Origin of the sequence: Nocardia canadensis, assembly GCF_032656385.1 — a bacterium.
Taxonomy (GTDB): domain Bacteria; phylum Actinomycetota; class Actinomycetes; order Mycobacteriales; family Mycobacteriaceae; genus Nocardia; species Nocardia canadensis.
The window spans coordinates 19,338-32,723 of sequence record NZ_JAVCWB010000003.1; the positions used below are offsets into that span (position 1 = coordinate 19,338).

Genomic DNA, 13,386 nt, shown 5'->3' on the forward strand with positions numbered 1-13,386 from the left:
GCTACCGTTCCTGGGCATCCTTCTTCTCTGAAATCCGGACTGGAGTGTCATGGCCAGCGATGTCCTAACCCGCGCCCGACGGCGTCTCGACGGGTACTTCGGTGTCACGTCGAGCGGGTCCACCTTCCGGCGCGAGGCGATGGCGGGCACGGTCACGTTCCTGGCGATGTCCTACGTGCTGGCGGTGAATCCGTCGATCCTCGGTGACGAGGGCGCCCTGGGCGACAAGGGCATCCCGATGCAGGCCGTGTTCACCGCGACGGCGGTGGCCGCGATCTTCGGCACCCTGGTCATGGGCATCTGGGCCAAATATCCGATCGCGCTCGCGCCCGGCATGGGCCTCAACGCGTTCTTCGCCTACACGGTCGTGCTCAGTATGGGCATTCCGTGGCAGGTCGCCCTGTCGGGCACCTTGCTGTCGGGCATCATCTTCTTCGTCCTGGCGATCACCAAGATCCGGGAACGGATCCTCAACGCCATCCCGCTGCAGATGAAGTTCGCGGTGGGCGCGGGCATCGGCCTGTTCGTCGCGTTCCTCGGACTGAAGAACGCGGGCATCGTGGTCAACAGCGACGCGACGCTGGTCACCCTCGGCGACTTCACCAAGGGCACCACGCTGCTGGCCCTGTTCGGCTTGATCGTGACGGTGGTCTTCCTGGTGATCGGCTGGCACGGCGCGGTGCTCTACGGCATCGTCGCGACCACCGTCCTGGGCATGGTGACGGGGCTGGTCGCGATTCCGGACGGCATCGCCGAGCTGCCCAAGGGCCTGGATCAGACCTTCGGCCAGGCGATCATCCATCTGCCCGACGCGTTCACCGGGCAGATGATCGTGGTGGTGCTCACCATGCTGTTCGTCGACTTCTTCGATGCCTCGGGCACGCTCATCGGCGTCGCCAACCAGGCGGGTCTGCTGAACAAGGACGGCACGCTGCCGCGGGCGCGCAGTGCGATGGCGGCCGACTCGGTCGGCACCACGGCGGGCGCGATCATCGGTACCTCCACCACGACCGCGTACGTGGAATCGACGGCGGGCGTCTCGGCGGGCGGGCGGACCGGGATCACCGCGGTGACCACGGCGGGCTGGTTCCTGCTCGCGATGTTCTGCTATCCGATCTTCTCGGTGATCGCCGGATCGGCCGAGGTCACCGCCCCCGCGCTGATCGTCGTCGGCGTGCTGATGGCCCGGGCGCTGGGCGATATCGACTGGCAGCACCTCGAGTACTCGGTGCCCGCGTTCCTGACCGTGATCATGATGCCGCTGACCTATTCGATCGCCAACGGCCTGGCGATGGGCATGATCTTCTACCCGATCGTGATGGTCGCCAGGGGCCGGTACCGGGACGTGCATCCGGCCATGTGGGCGCTGATGGTGCTGTTCCTCGGGTACTTCTTCTTCCTGGTCGAGTAGGTGAACCCGCCGTAGGTGTGCCTATACTTAGGCTAGCCTAGCCAAGCTTGAAGGAGAGTTACCTATGAAGCGCTCGCTCGTTGCCGCGTCGATGGCGGTTGCCACCATCTTCGCGCCGGTCACCGCGGCTGTCGTCGCCACCGCTCCCGCCGCGATCGCCGCTCCGGCGACCCCGTCGGCCGGCGAACTGCAGGGCAAGCTGCAGGCGGCCATGAACGGCTCCTCGGCCGAGCTCGAGTCGGGCAACGCGGGCAGCCTCGCCGTCGTCCGCGACACCGTCAACCGGATCCCGGGCTACAGCTGGGACGTCTCGGGCCCGGTCACCGTCGACGGTGACACCCTCTCGGCCACCCTGAACAGCCGCCTCGGCGACTACACCTACCCGATCCCGGTGACCTGGAAGAACATCGACGGCACCTGGAAGCTGTCGCAGGAGTCGGAGAGCGCCCTGGTCGGCTACGCGACCATGGCGTGGTGAACTGAGTCCTCGCGCAAAGGCCGCCCTTCGGGGCGGCCTTTGCTGTTTTTCGTGTGAGCAGGGTCACGGAAGTGCTGGGAACGACGTGAAATAGATGGCCCGGACCCAGGGTTGTGACCGGAAGAGGCAACCGGACCGTGGTCCGGTTGCGGGCATGTATCGAATCGCAGATGAGGAAACGATGACCGACACCGCTACCCGCACCACTCCCGCTACCTCCACCGCCGACGAGGTCACCGCCTACGGCATCGGCCTGCTGGTGTTGCGCGTCGGCTTCGGCGGCCTGATGGCCGCCTACGGCGCGCAGAAACTGTTCGGCTGGTTCAACGGCATGGGCTGGCAGACCACCACCGACAGCTTCGAGGCGATGGGCTACAACCCCGGTGTCCTCTTCGGCACCCTCGCCGGGCTCAGCGAGCTGGTCGGCGGTCTGCTGCTGGTCTTCGGTCTGTTCACGCCGCTGGCCGCCGCGATCGTGCTCGGCACCATGATCAACGCGATCAACGTGCTGTGGGCCGGTGGTCTCTTCCCGGCCGACCCGTCGGTGACCGGCTACTCGACCCCGCTGGTCTACGCGATCGCCGCCGCGGGCCTGGCCTTCACCGGCCCGGGCCGGTTCTCGCTCGACGCCGGGCGTCCCTGGGCGCGCCAGGGTGTCGTCTGGGGCGCCGCGGCCGTGGCGGTCGCCGTGGTCGCCGCGGTGCTGACCCTGATCCTGAAGGCCGCGCTCTGAGCCGAGCCGACGTCGACGGCGGCGGCGTGGCGACCGGAATCGGTTGCCACGCCGCCGTTGTCGTTCCCAGGTGCGCGACGTTTCGTCATCGACCGTATGCCCGTGGTTCCACGCAGTGCCCGCGCCTGTCGCCGGTACCGATTACCCTCGTCGGCGGCGCCGGTCGACGCGGCGCCACGCACCGTCCGCGCATCGAAGAGGAGAGCTGCGATGAAGGCTTACGACCTGGGTTTCGGGGATTCCGCGGACAAACTGGCGGAGACGCCGGGCGGTGAACCGCTGACGCTCGACGCGCCGGTGCGCGCCGGGTGGATCGGCAGCGAGGGACCCGCGATCGATCCGGCGACCTGGCCGCGCGGACCGGTCACCGGGCTGCCGATGATGCACGCGCTCACCCTGCGGCTGCCCACCGACTATCAGCGCCGGGGACCGAAGTTCCCGGCCATCGCCTTCTTCCAGGGTGAGGGGCAGTTCGCCGACGCGACCGACCCGATCCAGGCCGACGCGTCCGCCGAGGATCCCGTCGCCCGCGAGCTGGTCTCGACCCGGCTGCACTCCCAGCTGCAACTCCTGCACGACGAGATCGGCGGCGTGTTCGCCCTGATCTGGCTGACCGAAGCGGAATTCGCCGCGGGCCCGGTCGCCCCGCCCGCCGACGTGCGCCCGCCCGGTTCGCCGGTCGCGAGCGACGAGGGCTGCAACGCCTGGGACGACGTGCACCCCACTATCGGCGTCTGGCTGGCCGAGCGCGTCGCCGATCCCAATATCGGCATCCCGCCGGTCGAGTACGTCCCGAACTCGCGCTACCAGGATCCGCTCACGGAGGACTCCGGCTGGAATCACTGGGCCGAGCCCCTGTTCGGGCGCTCCCACCTCGGCGGCACCGCCTTCCCCGTCCAGGCGCTCCCGGAGGGCCTGACCCCGTACTACCTGGAGATCGAGGAGATCTCCGGGATGAACTTCGGTGGCGGCAACGCCCAGCTCGACCTGGAGTCGGGCGTCTTCGACTGGGCCTGCGGGTAGAGCTCAGTCCACCATGGCCGGGCGGTCGTCGTCGGGGTGTGCCCCGCCGGCGACGCGCGGTGGCCGGATCGCGCGGGAGAGTTCTTCCGCGACAGGGGGATCGATGATGGTCGGTTCGATCGGTTCGACGCGTGGGCGCGGCGGCGTCGAGCGGACCAGCCGGAAGGCGCCGATCAGCACGGTCAGGTAGACGACCACATAGACGTTCATCATGACCTGCGCGCCCGGCCACCACGGCGGCAGCAGGAAGGTGCCGACACTGACCCAGGTGGGGGTGTAGGTGTAGGTCCACGCGGCGATGGCGAGGTAGAGCCCGCCGGCGGCGAGCCACCAGCGGCCACGGGTCTGCGCGCGATGGATCAGGTAGACCGTCAGCGGCACGAACCAGACCCAGTGGTGCCCCCACGAATACGGGGAGACCGCGCAGGCGGTGAGGCCGCCGAGGGTCACCGACAGCAGCGCTTCGCCGCGGCGCACCAGCTCGGCCGCGAGCCACAGCGCGACGAGCGCGATCGGGACCGCGATCAACAGCCACAACCAGACCGGGGCAGGCCCGTGGACGAGATGGGCGATGGCCCCGCGCAGCGACTGGTTGGCGGGGTGGACATCGGGGGCGATGCGGCCGGACTGGAAGAACGTCGAGGTCCAGTACTGAGCGGAATCGCTCGGCAGGACAAGCGCGGTCAGGCCGATCGTGGCGGCGAAGGTGAGCGCCGCGGTGGCCGCGGCACGCCACTGCCGCTGCGCCAGATACTGGGAGACGAAGAACAGCGGCGTCAGCTTGATCCCCGCGGCGATGCCGACGCCGAGACCGCGCAGCCTGCTGTGCTCGGCGCGGGAGAAGTCCCACAGCACGAGCAGCATGAGCCACAGGTTGATCTGCCCGTAGTAGAACGTGGTGCGTACGGGCTCGGCGAAGACGAAGGCCAGCATGATCAGCGCGCTGACGACGACCAGGCGCGGTGTCACCCGGTAGCCGAGCATCCGCCAGCTCTGCAGCACGCAGCCGAACAACACGACGAGATTGAGTACCAACCAGGTCGTGGTGACCGCCGACCACGGCACCAGCACCAGCGGCAGGAACGCCAGCGCCGAGAACGGCGTGTAGGTGTAGAGCAGGCCGTAGTGCGTCGGCTCGATGTAGAGGGCTCGGTCGTGCAGCACGCGCCAGCCGCCGTCGCGGTAGATGTGGACGTCGAGGCCGCCGACGAGGATGCCGCCGCTGTCCATCCACGGATCCATGGTGGTGAACAGCAGTGTCACGCCGAGAATGGCGGTACCGAGTAGCAGGAGGAGCGTCGAGACTGTGCGCGGGAGCTCCGCGCGTCGAGATTTCTCCACCACGGCCGTACTACCGGCCGGCTCGCATCGTATGCACGACTAAGAACCTACCGCCCGCCCGCCGGGATGCCGCGGTGCGGCCCGCCTTTGGTAGAGGATCCCTATGAAGGCGGCCGCCGGAGCGGCCGACCGGACCCGGAAGTGCCCGGTCACGCGGCCGGCTGCAAGACCAGCATGGTGTCGGCGCCGTGATGGAACTCGTAGCGGGTCTTGCGCAGTGCGGTGTGCACGCCCTTGTCGTGGAGTTCGGTGCGGAGGTGGGCGATGAGGTCGTCCAGGGGCGCGCCGGTGTAATCGAGCAGAGGGTAGAGCCTGGCTTCGCCCTCGGTGACCCGGGACAGTTCGAGCAGGGCGGACAGGTGGAATTCGGCGTCGAGGCGGTCGGCGTAGCTGAACAGCAGGTGCGAGCTCAGCGACAGGTCGAAGGACTTGTCGGGGAACGGGAGTTCGGGCAAGCTCGCGGCGATGTAGCGGTCGGGTGCGGCGCGCAGATCGGCGGCGAAGCGCCGGGCCGCGCCACGCCGGATGGCGGCATGGCCGTCGGGGGAGCCGTACCAGTCCCAGCGGTAGCGGTGGGCATTGGCGGCGGCCCAGGCCACGGCGCGGTCGTTCTCGGTGACGGCATCGACGGCCAGTGCGGTGGTCGGACGGGCGTAGATCGGATCGATCGCGGTGACCACGGCACCCAGGGCAGTCGCCTCGGCCGCGAAACTTGCTGCGCCACCAGGGCAATCGAGCACCTTGCGCCCGGTGAGGTCGTCGTCGGACAGGTGAAACATCGCGCGGTACTCGGCCAAAGATCTTGCGCTGACCAGAAATTCGCCGAGTACCTCGCCATCGGCGTGGTGCTTCATCACCCAACGGTCTCACGACTTGCGTTCGCCCGGTGGTGAATTCACGGGTGTGGTCATGTCGATTGCAGGACTCGGCGTAAAAGTCCCTCAGCTCAGGCGGACGCGGTGAGCCTGCGCAGCGCCTTCGCCACCACCTCGGGGTCGGTGGTCTCCCAGTACGGCGGCAACGAAGCGCGCAGGTAGCCGCCGTACCGGGCGGTGGCCAGCCGCGAATCGAGGATCGCGACGACGCCGCGATCGTCGACGCTGCGCAGCAGTCGACCGGTGCCCTGGGCCAGCAGCAGCGCGGCATGGTTGGCCGCCACCGTCATGAAGCCGTTGCCGCCGCGCGATTCCACCGCGCGCTGACGGGCGGTGAGCAGCGGGTCGTCGGGGCGGGGGAACGGAATGCGGTCCAGGATCACCAGACTCAGCGACGGGCCCGGTACGTCGACGCCCTGCCACAGCGTGAGCGTGCCGAACAGCGACGTCGCCGGGTCGTCGGCGAACTTGCGCACCAGCGCGCCCATCGAGTCGTCGCCCTGGCACAGCACCGGGGTGTCGAGCCGTTCGCGCAGCGCCTCGGTAGCGGCCTTGGCGGCGCGCATCGAGGAGAACAGGCCGAGCGTGCGCCCGCCCGCGGAGGTGATCAGCTGCTCGATCTCGTCGAGATAGGCGGGGGCGAGGCCGTCGCGACCCGGCGCGGGCAGGTGCTTGGCGACATAGAGGATGCCGGACTTGGCGTGGTCGAACGGGGAGCCGACGTCGAGGGAACTCCAGCGCACCGATTCCAGGTCGGCGGGCGCGGTGGCGCCGTTGGCCAGTGCCGGGTCGACCTTGCCGCCGGACTGCGAGGGCAGGCCCCAGGTGATCGCGAGACCGTCGAACGAGCCGCCGATCTGGAGGGTGGCCGAGGTGAGGACCACGGTCGCGGTGCCGAACAGTCTGCTGCGCAGCAGGCCGCCCACCGACAGCGGCGCCATCCGCAGGGTGCGGCGCGCGACGCCGCGGATCTCGTCGGCCGAGAGCCAGATGACATCGCGGCGCGCGGCCGGATCGGCCTCCTCGAACGCGGTGAGGGTGCGCACCGCAGCGTCGTGCACGTCGTCGATCGCGGCCACGGCCATCGTGCGAGCCGCGGCGTTGTCGGGATCGTCGGTGGCCTTGACGCTGCCCTGCGGCGCGAGCGCGGTGCGGGCGTTCCAGGCGGCGTCGCGGACCAGTGCGAGGACGGGGGCGATGCCGTCGGGCAGCTGATCCCAGCGGCCGGGTGGCAGATCCTCGAGCGCCTCGTGGAATGCTTCGGCCGCGCCTTCGAGCCGGTCGACCTCGCGTTCGTCGATGAGCTTGGTGCAGCGGCGGGCCGCGGCGCTGATCGCGGTCGCGGCGAGTTCGGCGGTGGCGACGCCGGTGACCCGGTCGACCAGTTCGTGCGCCTCGTCGATCACCACCACATCGTGTTCGGGCAGCACCTGGATGCCGCTGATCGCGTCGATGGCCAGCAGGGCGTGGTTGGTCACCACCACGTCGGCCTGGGCCGATTCGGCACGCGCCTTCTCGGCGAAGCAGTCCTGGCCGAACTGGCAGCGGGTCTTGCCCAGGCATTCGCGCGAGGACACGCTGACCTGGCGCCAGGCCCGGTCGCTGACGCCGGGGGCGATCTCGTCGCGGTCGCCGGTCTCGGTGTCGGAGGCCCACTCGTTGAGCCGCTGTACCTCGCGGCCCAGCTTGGAGATGGCGAACGCGTCGAACAGTTCCGCCTCGCCGCCGGTGTCCTCCGGGATCACGCTGTTGATCTTGTTCAGGCACAGATAGTTGTTGCGGCCCTTGAGGATCGCGAACTGCGGCACCCGGCCCAGCGGCCCGGCCAGCGCGTCGGCCAGCCGGGGCAGATCGCGGTCGACCAGCTGACGTTGCAGGGCGATCGTCGCGGTGGAGACCACCACCGTGCGCCCGGTCCGCACCGCGTGCCGCAGACTCGGCACCAGGTAGGCCAGCGACTTGCCGGTGCCGGTTCCCGCCTGCACCGCCAGGTGTTCCTTGGTATCGATCGCGTGGTCGACCGCGGTGGCCATCGTCGTCTGGCCGGTGCGTTCCTTGCCTCCCAGGGCATGCACGGCGGTGGCGAGCAGGTCGGCGACGGGAGGAAGTTCGGGCACGCAGGCAGCTTATCGGTCCCCTCGGACAGGATTTTCGGAGCGCTGGCGCGCTCGAGGTCGCGGCCCCTGATCGACGGAGCGGCCGCGACTCTCCACCGCGCGGCGGACCCACCTCGAGGTCGGGTCGTGGGGGGTCGCGTCGTGGGGGGTCAGGGCTCGCGGACGAAGTCGTCGAGGTGGTCGCGGACGTAGTCGAGGACGCGCTGTTCGAAGTCGGCGGGTTCGTTGATGTCGTAGATCTCGTCGGGGTCGTCGGCGCGAGCGCCGTCGGGGCGGCGGATCTGGCCCGGGTTGGCCAGGGTCTGGTGTTCGTCGTCGAAGAAGCGGTCCAGGGCGTCGTCGGGGGAGCTGGGGGAGGCGTCGCGGGCGGCCAGGATCGCGGCGGCGGCCAGGCGTGGCATGCCCGCCGCGCGCAAACCCCGTGTGGCCCAGGGGAGCTCACCGCGACGGGTGCGCAGGTAGCCGCTGAAGCCGGTGTCCAGGACGCTGGTGTGCAGGCTCGACAGGGCCAGCAGGTGGGCGAAGGCGGGCGGGAGTTCGGCGAAGGCGCCGACGCCGCGGCGCTGCAATTCGTCGGTGACGGGGTTGGACCAGAAGACGATGTCGGCGGCGTCGTGGATGCTGTCGAGATCGGCCAGCGCCGCCCGCAGGCGGGCGCGGGCCTGCGCCGGGAATCGGTAGTCCATGGGTGCAGGCTAGCCGCGTCCCGGCCGCTCGCCGCGGGTCGCCCGTCCTCGTCCCCGGGTGTGCCTGCGACAGAAGTTCAGCCGCGAAGCTCGCCCGACAACGCGACGCCCGCCTCGCGCAGCGTGGACAGCGCGGCGGTGACCGTCGCCGGGGCGACGCCCGCGGTGAGGTCGAGCAGGACGCGGGTGTCGAACCCCGCGGCGCGGGCATCGAGCGCGGTGGCGCGCACGCAGTGGTCGGTGGCGATGCCGACGACGTCGACGCGGTCGATGTCACGGGCACGCAGCCAGTCCGCCAGGGTGCTGCCGTCGGCGGCCGCGCCTTCGAAACCGGAGTAGGCGGCGGAGTACTCGCCCTTGGAGAAGACCTCCTGGACCGGGCCGAGATCCAGCGCCGGGTGGAAATCCGCGCCCGGCGTGCCGACCCGGCAGTGCGGGGGCCAGGTGTCGACGTAGTCGGGCTCGGTGGAGAAATGCGGGCCGGGATCGACGTGGTAGTCCCTGGTCGCGACCACCGCGTCGTAGTCGTGCGTGGCCACGAACTCGCTGATGGCCGCCGCCACCGCGGCGCCTCCCGCGACAGCCAGTGCCCCGCCCTCGCAGAAGTCGTTCTGCACATCCACGATCACCAGACCGCGTGCCATGGCGTCCTCCACTTCCTCCACCGGTTCGAGCCGCGCGTGCGGGCGCGTCGTGTGCCGTGCGGAACTCCGACGACATCATTGTCCGCTGCCCCGACCCGCACGGCCACTCGGCCGCGTCGCTCCGGCCGCTGTCGTGGCGCGGTCAGCCCAGGAACGTCGTCGGCACCGCGGGCTCGCCCGCCGACAGCTTGAGCCCCTCCCACGGCAGGCTGACCAGCCCGCGCGCGACCAGCTCCCGGCTCTGCGCCAGCGTCGCGACGCCGTCGACCACCGTGCCCTTGCGAACCAGCGGCACCAGCAGCTCCCTGGCCTGGAAACCGTTGGTGGCCGGGGTTTCTCCGTCGGCGGGGTAGACGATCTCCTCGACGATCGTGCCGGTCGCGCGGGCCAGCCGCAACGCCTTCTTGGTGCCGCCGCGCGACTGCTTGTGACTGCTGCGCTTGGCCACCGGGACGCCGTCGACCTCGACCAGCTTGTAGACCATGCCCGCGGTCGGGGCACCGGAACCGGTGACCAGTGAGGTGCCGACGCCGTAGACGTCGACCGGTTCGGCGCGCAGGGCCGCGATCGCGTACTCGTCCAGATCGCCGGAGACCACGATGCGGGTGCCGGTGGCGCCGAGGCCGTCGAGCTGGTCGCGGACCTGCCTGGCCAGCACACCGAGATCGCCGGAATCGATCCGCACGCCGCCCAGCTCGGTGCCGGCGACCTCGATCGCGGTCGCGACGCCCCGGGTGATGTCGAAGGTGTCGACGAGCAGGGTGGTGCCGACGCCGAGCGCGTCGACCTGGCTGCGGAACGCGGCCGCCTCGTGCTCGCCGTCGGCGCCGCTGTGCAGCAGGGTGAACGCGTGCGCGCTGGTGCCCGCGCCGGGCACGCCGAAGTCGCGCACGGCCGCCAGATTGGAGGTGGCGTCGAAGCCGGCCAGGTAGGCGGCGCGGGAACTGGACGGCGCGGCCAGTTCGTGGGTGCGCCGCGAGCCCATCTCGATCATCCGCCTGCCCGCCGCCGCGCTCACCATGCGCGCGGCCGCCGAAGCGATGGCGCTGTCGTGATTGAGGATCGACAGGGCCAGCGTCTCCAGCAGCACACACTCGGCGAAACTGCCGCGCACGGACAGGATCGGCGAGCCGGGGAAGTACAGCTCGCCCTCGGCGTAACCGTCGATATCGCCGGTGAAGCGATATTCCCGCAACCAGTCGACGGTGGCCGGGTCGAGGAACCGGGCGACCACGGCGAGTTCGGCCGGACCGAACCGGAAATCGGTCAGCGCCTCGAGCAGCCTGCCGGTACCGGCCACCACACCGTAGCGGCGACCGTGCGGCAAGCGCCGGGCGAACACCTCGAAGGTGCACTGCCGATGCGCCGAGCCGTCGGCCAGGGCGGCGGCGAGCATGGTCAGCTCGTACTGATCGGTCAGCAGCGCGGTGCTGGCGAACTCGTCACGGATCTGCACACCGGAAACTGTAGTCACCGCGGGTGTTGTTTCTGCGTGGCCGCGTCGTACCCTGGGTTTTATGGCCGTGTGCAATCCCGTTCGAGCCGGCGCCGTCACCGACGCCGTGAACGCCGCACTGTCAGCGGCGCAAGCGACGCCGGAAGCGGTCGAACAGACCGAGATCCTCGAGGCCGAGGACCGACCCTGGGTGACCGTCGTCTGGGACGACCCGGTGAACCTCATGCACTACGTCACCTACATCTTCCAGAAGCTCTTCGGCTACAGCAAAGCCAAGGCGACCGAGCTGATGTTGCAGGTGCACAACGAGGGCAAGGCCGTCGTATCCTCCGGTTCCCGCGACAAGATGGAGCAGGACGTGCGCCGATTGCACGCGGCGGGACTCTGGGCAACCATGCAGCGAGACGACTGAGTACCGTAGCCCTGTGCGCAAGTGGAGCAGGAAGAACTCACTGAGTGGCCTGAAGCTTCGTTCCGAGATGGACGAGCACGAGGCCACGGTGCTGCGCTCCCTGATCGGCGCCGTATCCGGTCTGCTCAGCGACCGCGCCGCCGACGCGCCCGAGGACGAACTCGCCGCGCTGACCGGCCTGCGCACCGGCAACTCCACCCCGCCCGACGACCCGCAGCTGCTGCGCCTGCTGCCCGACTTCCACCGCGCCGAGCCCGGCTCGCCCGATGCCAAGCGCGCCGATCTCAACTCCGCGCTGCGCAGCCTGCACGAGCCCGAGATCATCGACGCGAAACTGGCCGCGGGCCGGGTCGTGCTGGACAGCTGTCCCGAGGTAGGCGGCAAGATCGTGCTCACCCCGGAACAGGCCGACGCCTGGCTGGCCGCGCTCACCGACGTGCGCCTGGCGCTGGGCACCCTGCTCGACATCGACGACGACACGCCCGACCACTTCGATCCGAGTGATCCGCGCGCGCCGCATCTGGACGTCTACCACTGGCTGACCTGGATGCAGGACTCGCTGTTGCAGGCGCTCGCGCCCTGATTTCGGCGGGTTAGGGTCGGGGAATGCGCAGTGCTCCCGGTCCACGGAACTCGATCACCGATGTGGCGGGCGTGCTGGTCGGCCATCACCAGGTGCTCGACGACGACGTCACCCTGGGTACCGGCGCCGCGACCGGCTGCACCGTAGTGCGCGTCCCCGGCGGCGCGACCGCCGCGGTGGACGTGCGCGGCGGCGGACCGGGCACCAGGGAGACCGATCTGCTCGACCCGGCCAATACCGTCCGTCAGCTGAACGCTGTCCTGCTCACCGGCGGCAGCGCGTACGGCCTGGCAGCCGCCGACGGCGTGATGCGCTGGTCGGAGGAGCACGGCGAGGGCATCCCGATGGACCCGGCCGATCCGAGCCGGGTGGTGCCGATCGTGCCCGCCGCGGTGATCTTCGATCTGCCGGTGGGCGCGTGGCACATCCGGCCCGACGCCGACTTCGGATTCCTCGCGGCCGAGGCGGCCGCCGCCGATTTCGCGCGCGGCACCGCCGGGGCGGGGGTCGGCGCGCGCGCCGGTGCGCTCAAGGGCGGAATCGGTTCGGCGAGTGTGGTTCTCGCCGACGGGCCGGGCGCCGGGGTGACGGTCGGGGCGGTGATCGTCGCCAATCCCGTCGGCTCGGTGGTCGATCCGCGCACCGGGCTGCTGTGGGGCGCAGGCACCGACGGGCCCGATTTCTTCGGGCTGCGGCCCGGGACCGCGGCCGAGATCGCCGCGCTCGACGCCCTGCCGGTGAAGGGCACCGTGCTCAACACGACCATCGGCGTGGTCGCCACCGACGCCGCGCTCGACCCGGTCGCCTGTCACAGGCTGGCCACCACCGCGCACGACGGGCTGGCCCGCGCGATCCGGCCGGTGCATTCCCCGCTCGACGGTGACACCCTGTTCGCGCTGTCCACCGCCGCGATCGAGGTGCCGCCGATCCCGCTGCCCGGCGCGTTCCCCGGCGATCTGCTGCTGCTCGACCAGTTGTGCACGGCCGCGGCCGTGGTCGTGGAGCGGGCTGTCGTCGACGCCGTGCTCAGCGCGACCTCGATCGCCGGGATCCCGGCCTATCGAGATCTGTTCCCGCGCCGACTCCCCGCAGGTGGGGACCGGGGTGCGCGCGGCGCGGAATAGCCGAATAGGGTGGGTCGTTGTCGAGGTGGTGCTCGACAGCACGCAGTCAGGTTTGTGGAAAGGGTCGAGGAAGTGCTGGTGATCAGGGCCGATCTCGTGGACGCGATGGTGACGCACGCGCGCGCCGACCACCCGGACGAGGCCTGCGGCATCATCGCCGGACCCGAGGGTAGCGACCGGCCGGAACGCTTCGTCGCCATGGTCAACGCCGAACGTTCGCCCACGTTCTACCGCTTCGATTCCGGGGAGCAGTTGAAGGTCTGGCGCGCGATGGACGAGGCCGACGAGACCCCCGTGGTCGTCTACCACTCGCACACCGCGACCGAGGCCTACCCGAGCCGTACCGACATCTCCTACGCCTCCGAGCCGTTCGCACACTATGTGCTGATCTCCACCCGCGACCCGGAGCGGCACGAACTGCGCAGCTACCGCATCGTCGACGGCGAGGTCACCGAAGAGCCCGTGCGGATCGTCGATTCCTACGACGCCTGAACCCACCGAAC

14 protein-coding genes are annotated in these 13,386 nt (G+C 70.1%); 8 read left to right on the top strand and 6 right to left on the bottom strand.

Annotated elements, in window-relative coordinates; translation table 11 throughout:
• The first annotated feature begins 49 nt into the window (after positions 1–49).
• From Q7X29_RS08420 to Q7X29_RS08435, 4 genes are all read left to right on the top strand, one after another.
• Positions 50–1,411, top strand: a complete 1,362-nt coding sequence (locus tag Q7X29_RS08420; RefSeq protein WP_316573724.1) for an NCS2 family permease — start codon at positions 50–52, stop codon at positions 1,409–1,411.
• 64 nt (positions 1,412–1,475) lie between these two features.
• Positions 1,476–1,889: a hypothetical protein gene (locus tag Q7X29_RS08425; RefSeq protein WP_316573725.1), complete on the top strand. Its 414-nt coding sequence runs from the start codon at positions 1,476–1,478 to the stop codon at positions 1,887–1,889.
• A 181-nt stretch (positions 1,890–2,070) separates the two neighbouring features.
• Positions 2,071–2,622, top strand: coding sequence for a DoxX family protein (locus Q7X29_RS08430; protein ID WP_218716792.1), 552 nt, complete (start codon positions 2,071–2,073; stop codon positions 2,620–2,622).
• Positions 2,623–2,832: 210 nt separating this feature from the next.
• The gene (locus Q7X29_RS08435) at positions 2,833–3,645 is read left to right on the top strand and encodes a hypothetical protein (protein WP_218716793.1); all 813 of its coding nucleotides are present in this window, start codon (positions 2,833–2,835) and stop codon (positions 3,643–3,645) included.
• A gap of 3 nt (positions 3,646–3,648) precedes the next feature.
• Here Q7X29_RS08435 and Q7X29_RS08440 read toward each other — a convergent pair whose 3' ends face one another.
• The 6 genes from Q7X29_RS08440 to Q7X29_RS08465 all read right to left on the bottom strand — a co-directional run bounded on the left by Q7X29_RS08440 (position 3,649) and on the right by Q7X29_RS08465 (position 10,764).
• Positions 3,649–4,908, bottom strand: a complete 1,260-nt coding sequence (locus Q7X29_RS08440) for a glycosyltransferase 87 family protein (RefSeq protein WP_316573726.1) — start codon at positions 4,906–4,908, stop codon at positions 3,649–3,651.
• Positions 4,909–5,135: 227 nt separating this feature from the next.
• The gene (locus Q7X29_RS08445; protein WP_316573727.1) at positions 5,136–5,840 is read right to left on the bottom strand and encodes a hypothetical protein; all 705 of its coding nucleotides are present in this window, start codon (positions 5,838–5,840) and stop codon (positions 5,136–5,138) included.
• Positions 5,841–5,932: 92 nt separating this feature from the next.
• Positions 5,933–7,978, bottom strand: a complete 2,046-nt coding sequence (locus Q7X29_RS08450; protein ID WP_316573728.1) for an ATP-dependent DNA helicase — start codon at positions 7,976–7,978, stop codon at positions 5,933–5,935.
• 149 nt (positions 7,979–8,127) lie between these two features.
• Positions 8,128–8,664, bottom strand: coding sequence for a DMP19 family protein (locus Q7X29_RS08455; RefSeq protein WP_316573729.1), 537 nt, complete (start codon positions 8,662–8,664; stop codon positions 8,128–8,130).
• Positions 8,665–8,741: 77 nt separating this feature from the next.
• Entirely contained in the window at positions 8,742–9,308 is a 567-nt protein-coding gene (locus Q7X29_RS08460; RefSeq protein WP_316573730.1) for an isochorismatase family protein, read from the bottom strand.
• Between the two features lie 142 nt (positions 9,309–9,450).
• On the bottom strand, positions 9,451–10,764 hold the full coding sequence (locus tag Q7X29_RS08465) for a nicotinate phosphoribosyltransferase (RefSeq protein WP_218716798.1): 1,314 nt from the start codon (positions 10,762–10,764) through the stop codon (positions 9,451–9,453).
• Between the two features lie 61 nt (positions 10,765–10,825).
• Here Q7X29_RS08465 and clpS point away from each other — a divergent pair, with 61 nt between their 5' ends.
• The 4 genes from clpS (at position 10,826) to Q7X29_RS08485 (ending at position 13,375) form a co-directional block, all read left to right on the top strand.
• Positions 10,826–11,176, top strand: coding sequence for an ATP-dependent Clp protease adapter ClpS (clpS, locus tag Q7X29_RS08470; RefSeq protein WP_218716799.1), 351 nt, complete (start codon positions 10,826–10,828; stop codon positions 11,174–11,176).
• Positions 11,177–11,189: 13 nt separating this feature from the next.
• Positions 11,190–11,759 carry an oxidative stress transcriptional regulator AosR gene (gene aosR / locus Q7X29_RS08475; RefSeq protein WP_218716800.1) on the top strand — a complete coding sequence of 190 codons (570 nt, stop codon included), beginning with the start codon at positions 11,190–11,192 and terminating at the stop codon, positions 11,757–11,759.
• Between the two features lie 23 nt (positions 11,760–11,782).
• Complete coding sequence (locus tag Q7X29_RS08480; protein ID WP_316573731.1) at positions 11,783–12,883, top strand: P1 family peptidase; 1,101 nt, start codon at positions 11,783–11,785, stop codon at positions 12,881–12,883.
• Positions 12,884–12,955: 72 nt separating this feature from the next.
• On the top strand, positions 12,956–13,375 hold the full coding sequence (locus Q7X29_RS08485; RefSeq protein WP_316573750.1) for a M67 family metallopeptidase: 420 nt from the start codon (positions 12,956–12,958) through the stop codon (positions 13,373–13,375).
• The last annotated feature ends 11 nt before the right edge of the window (positions 13,376–13,386 follow it).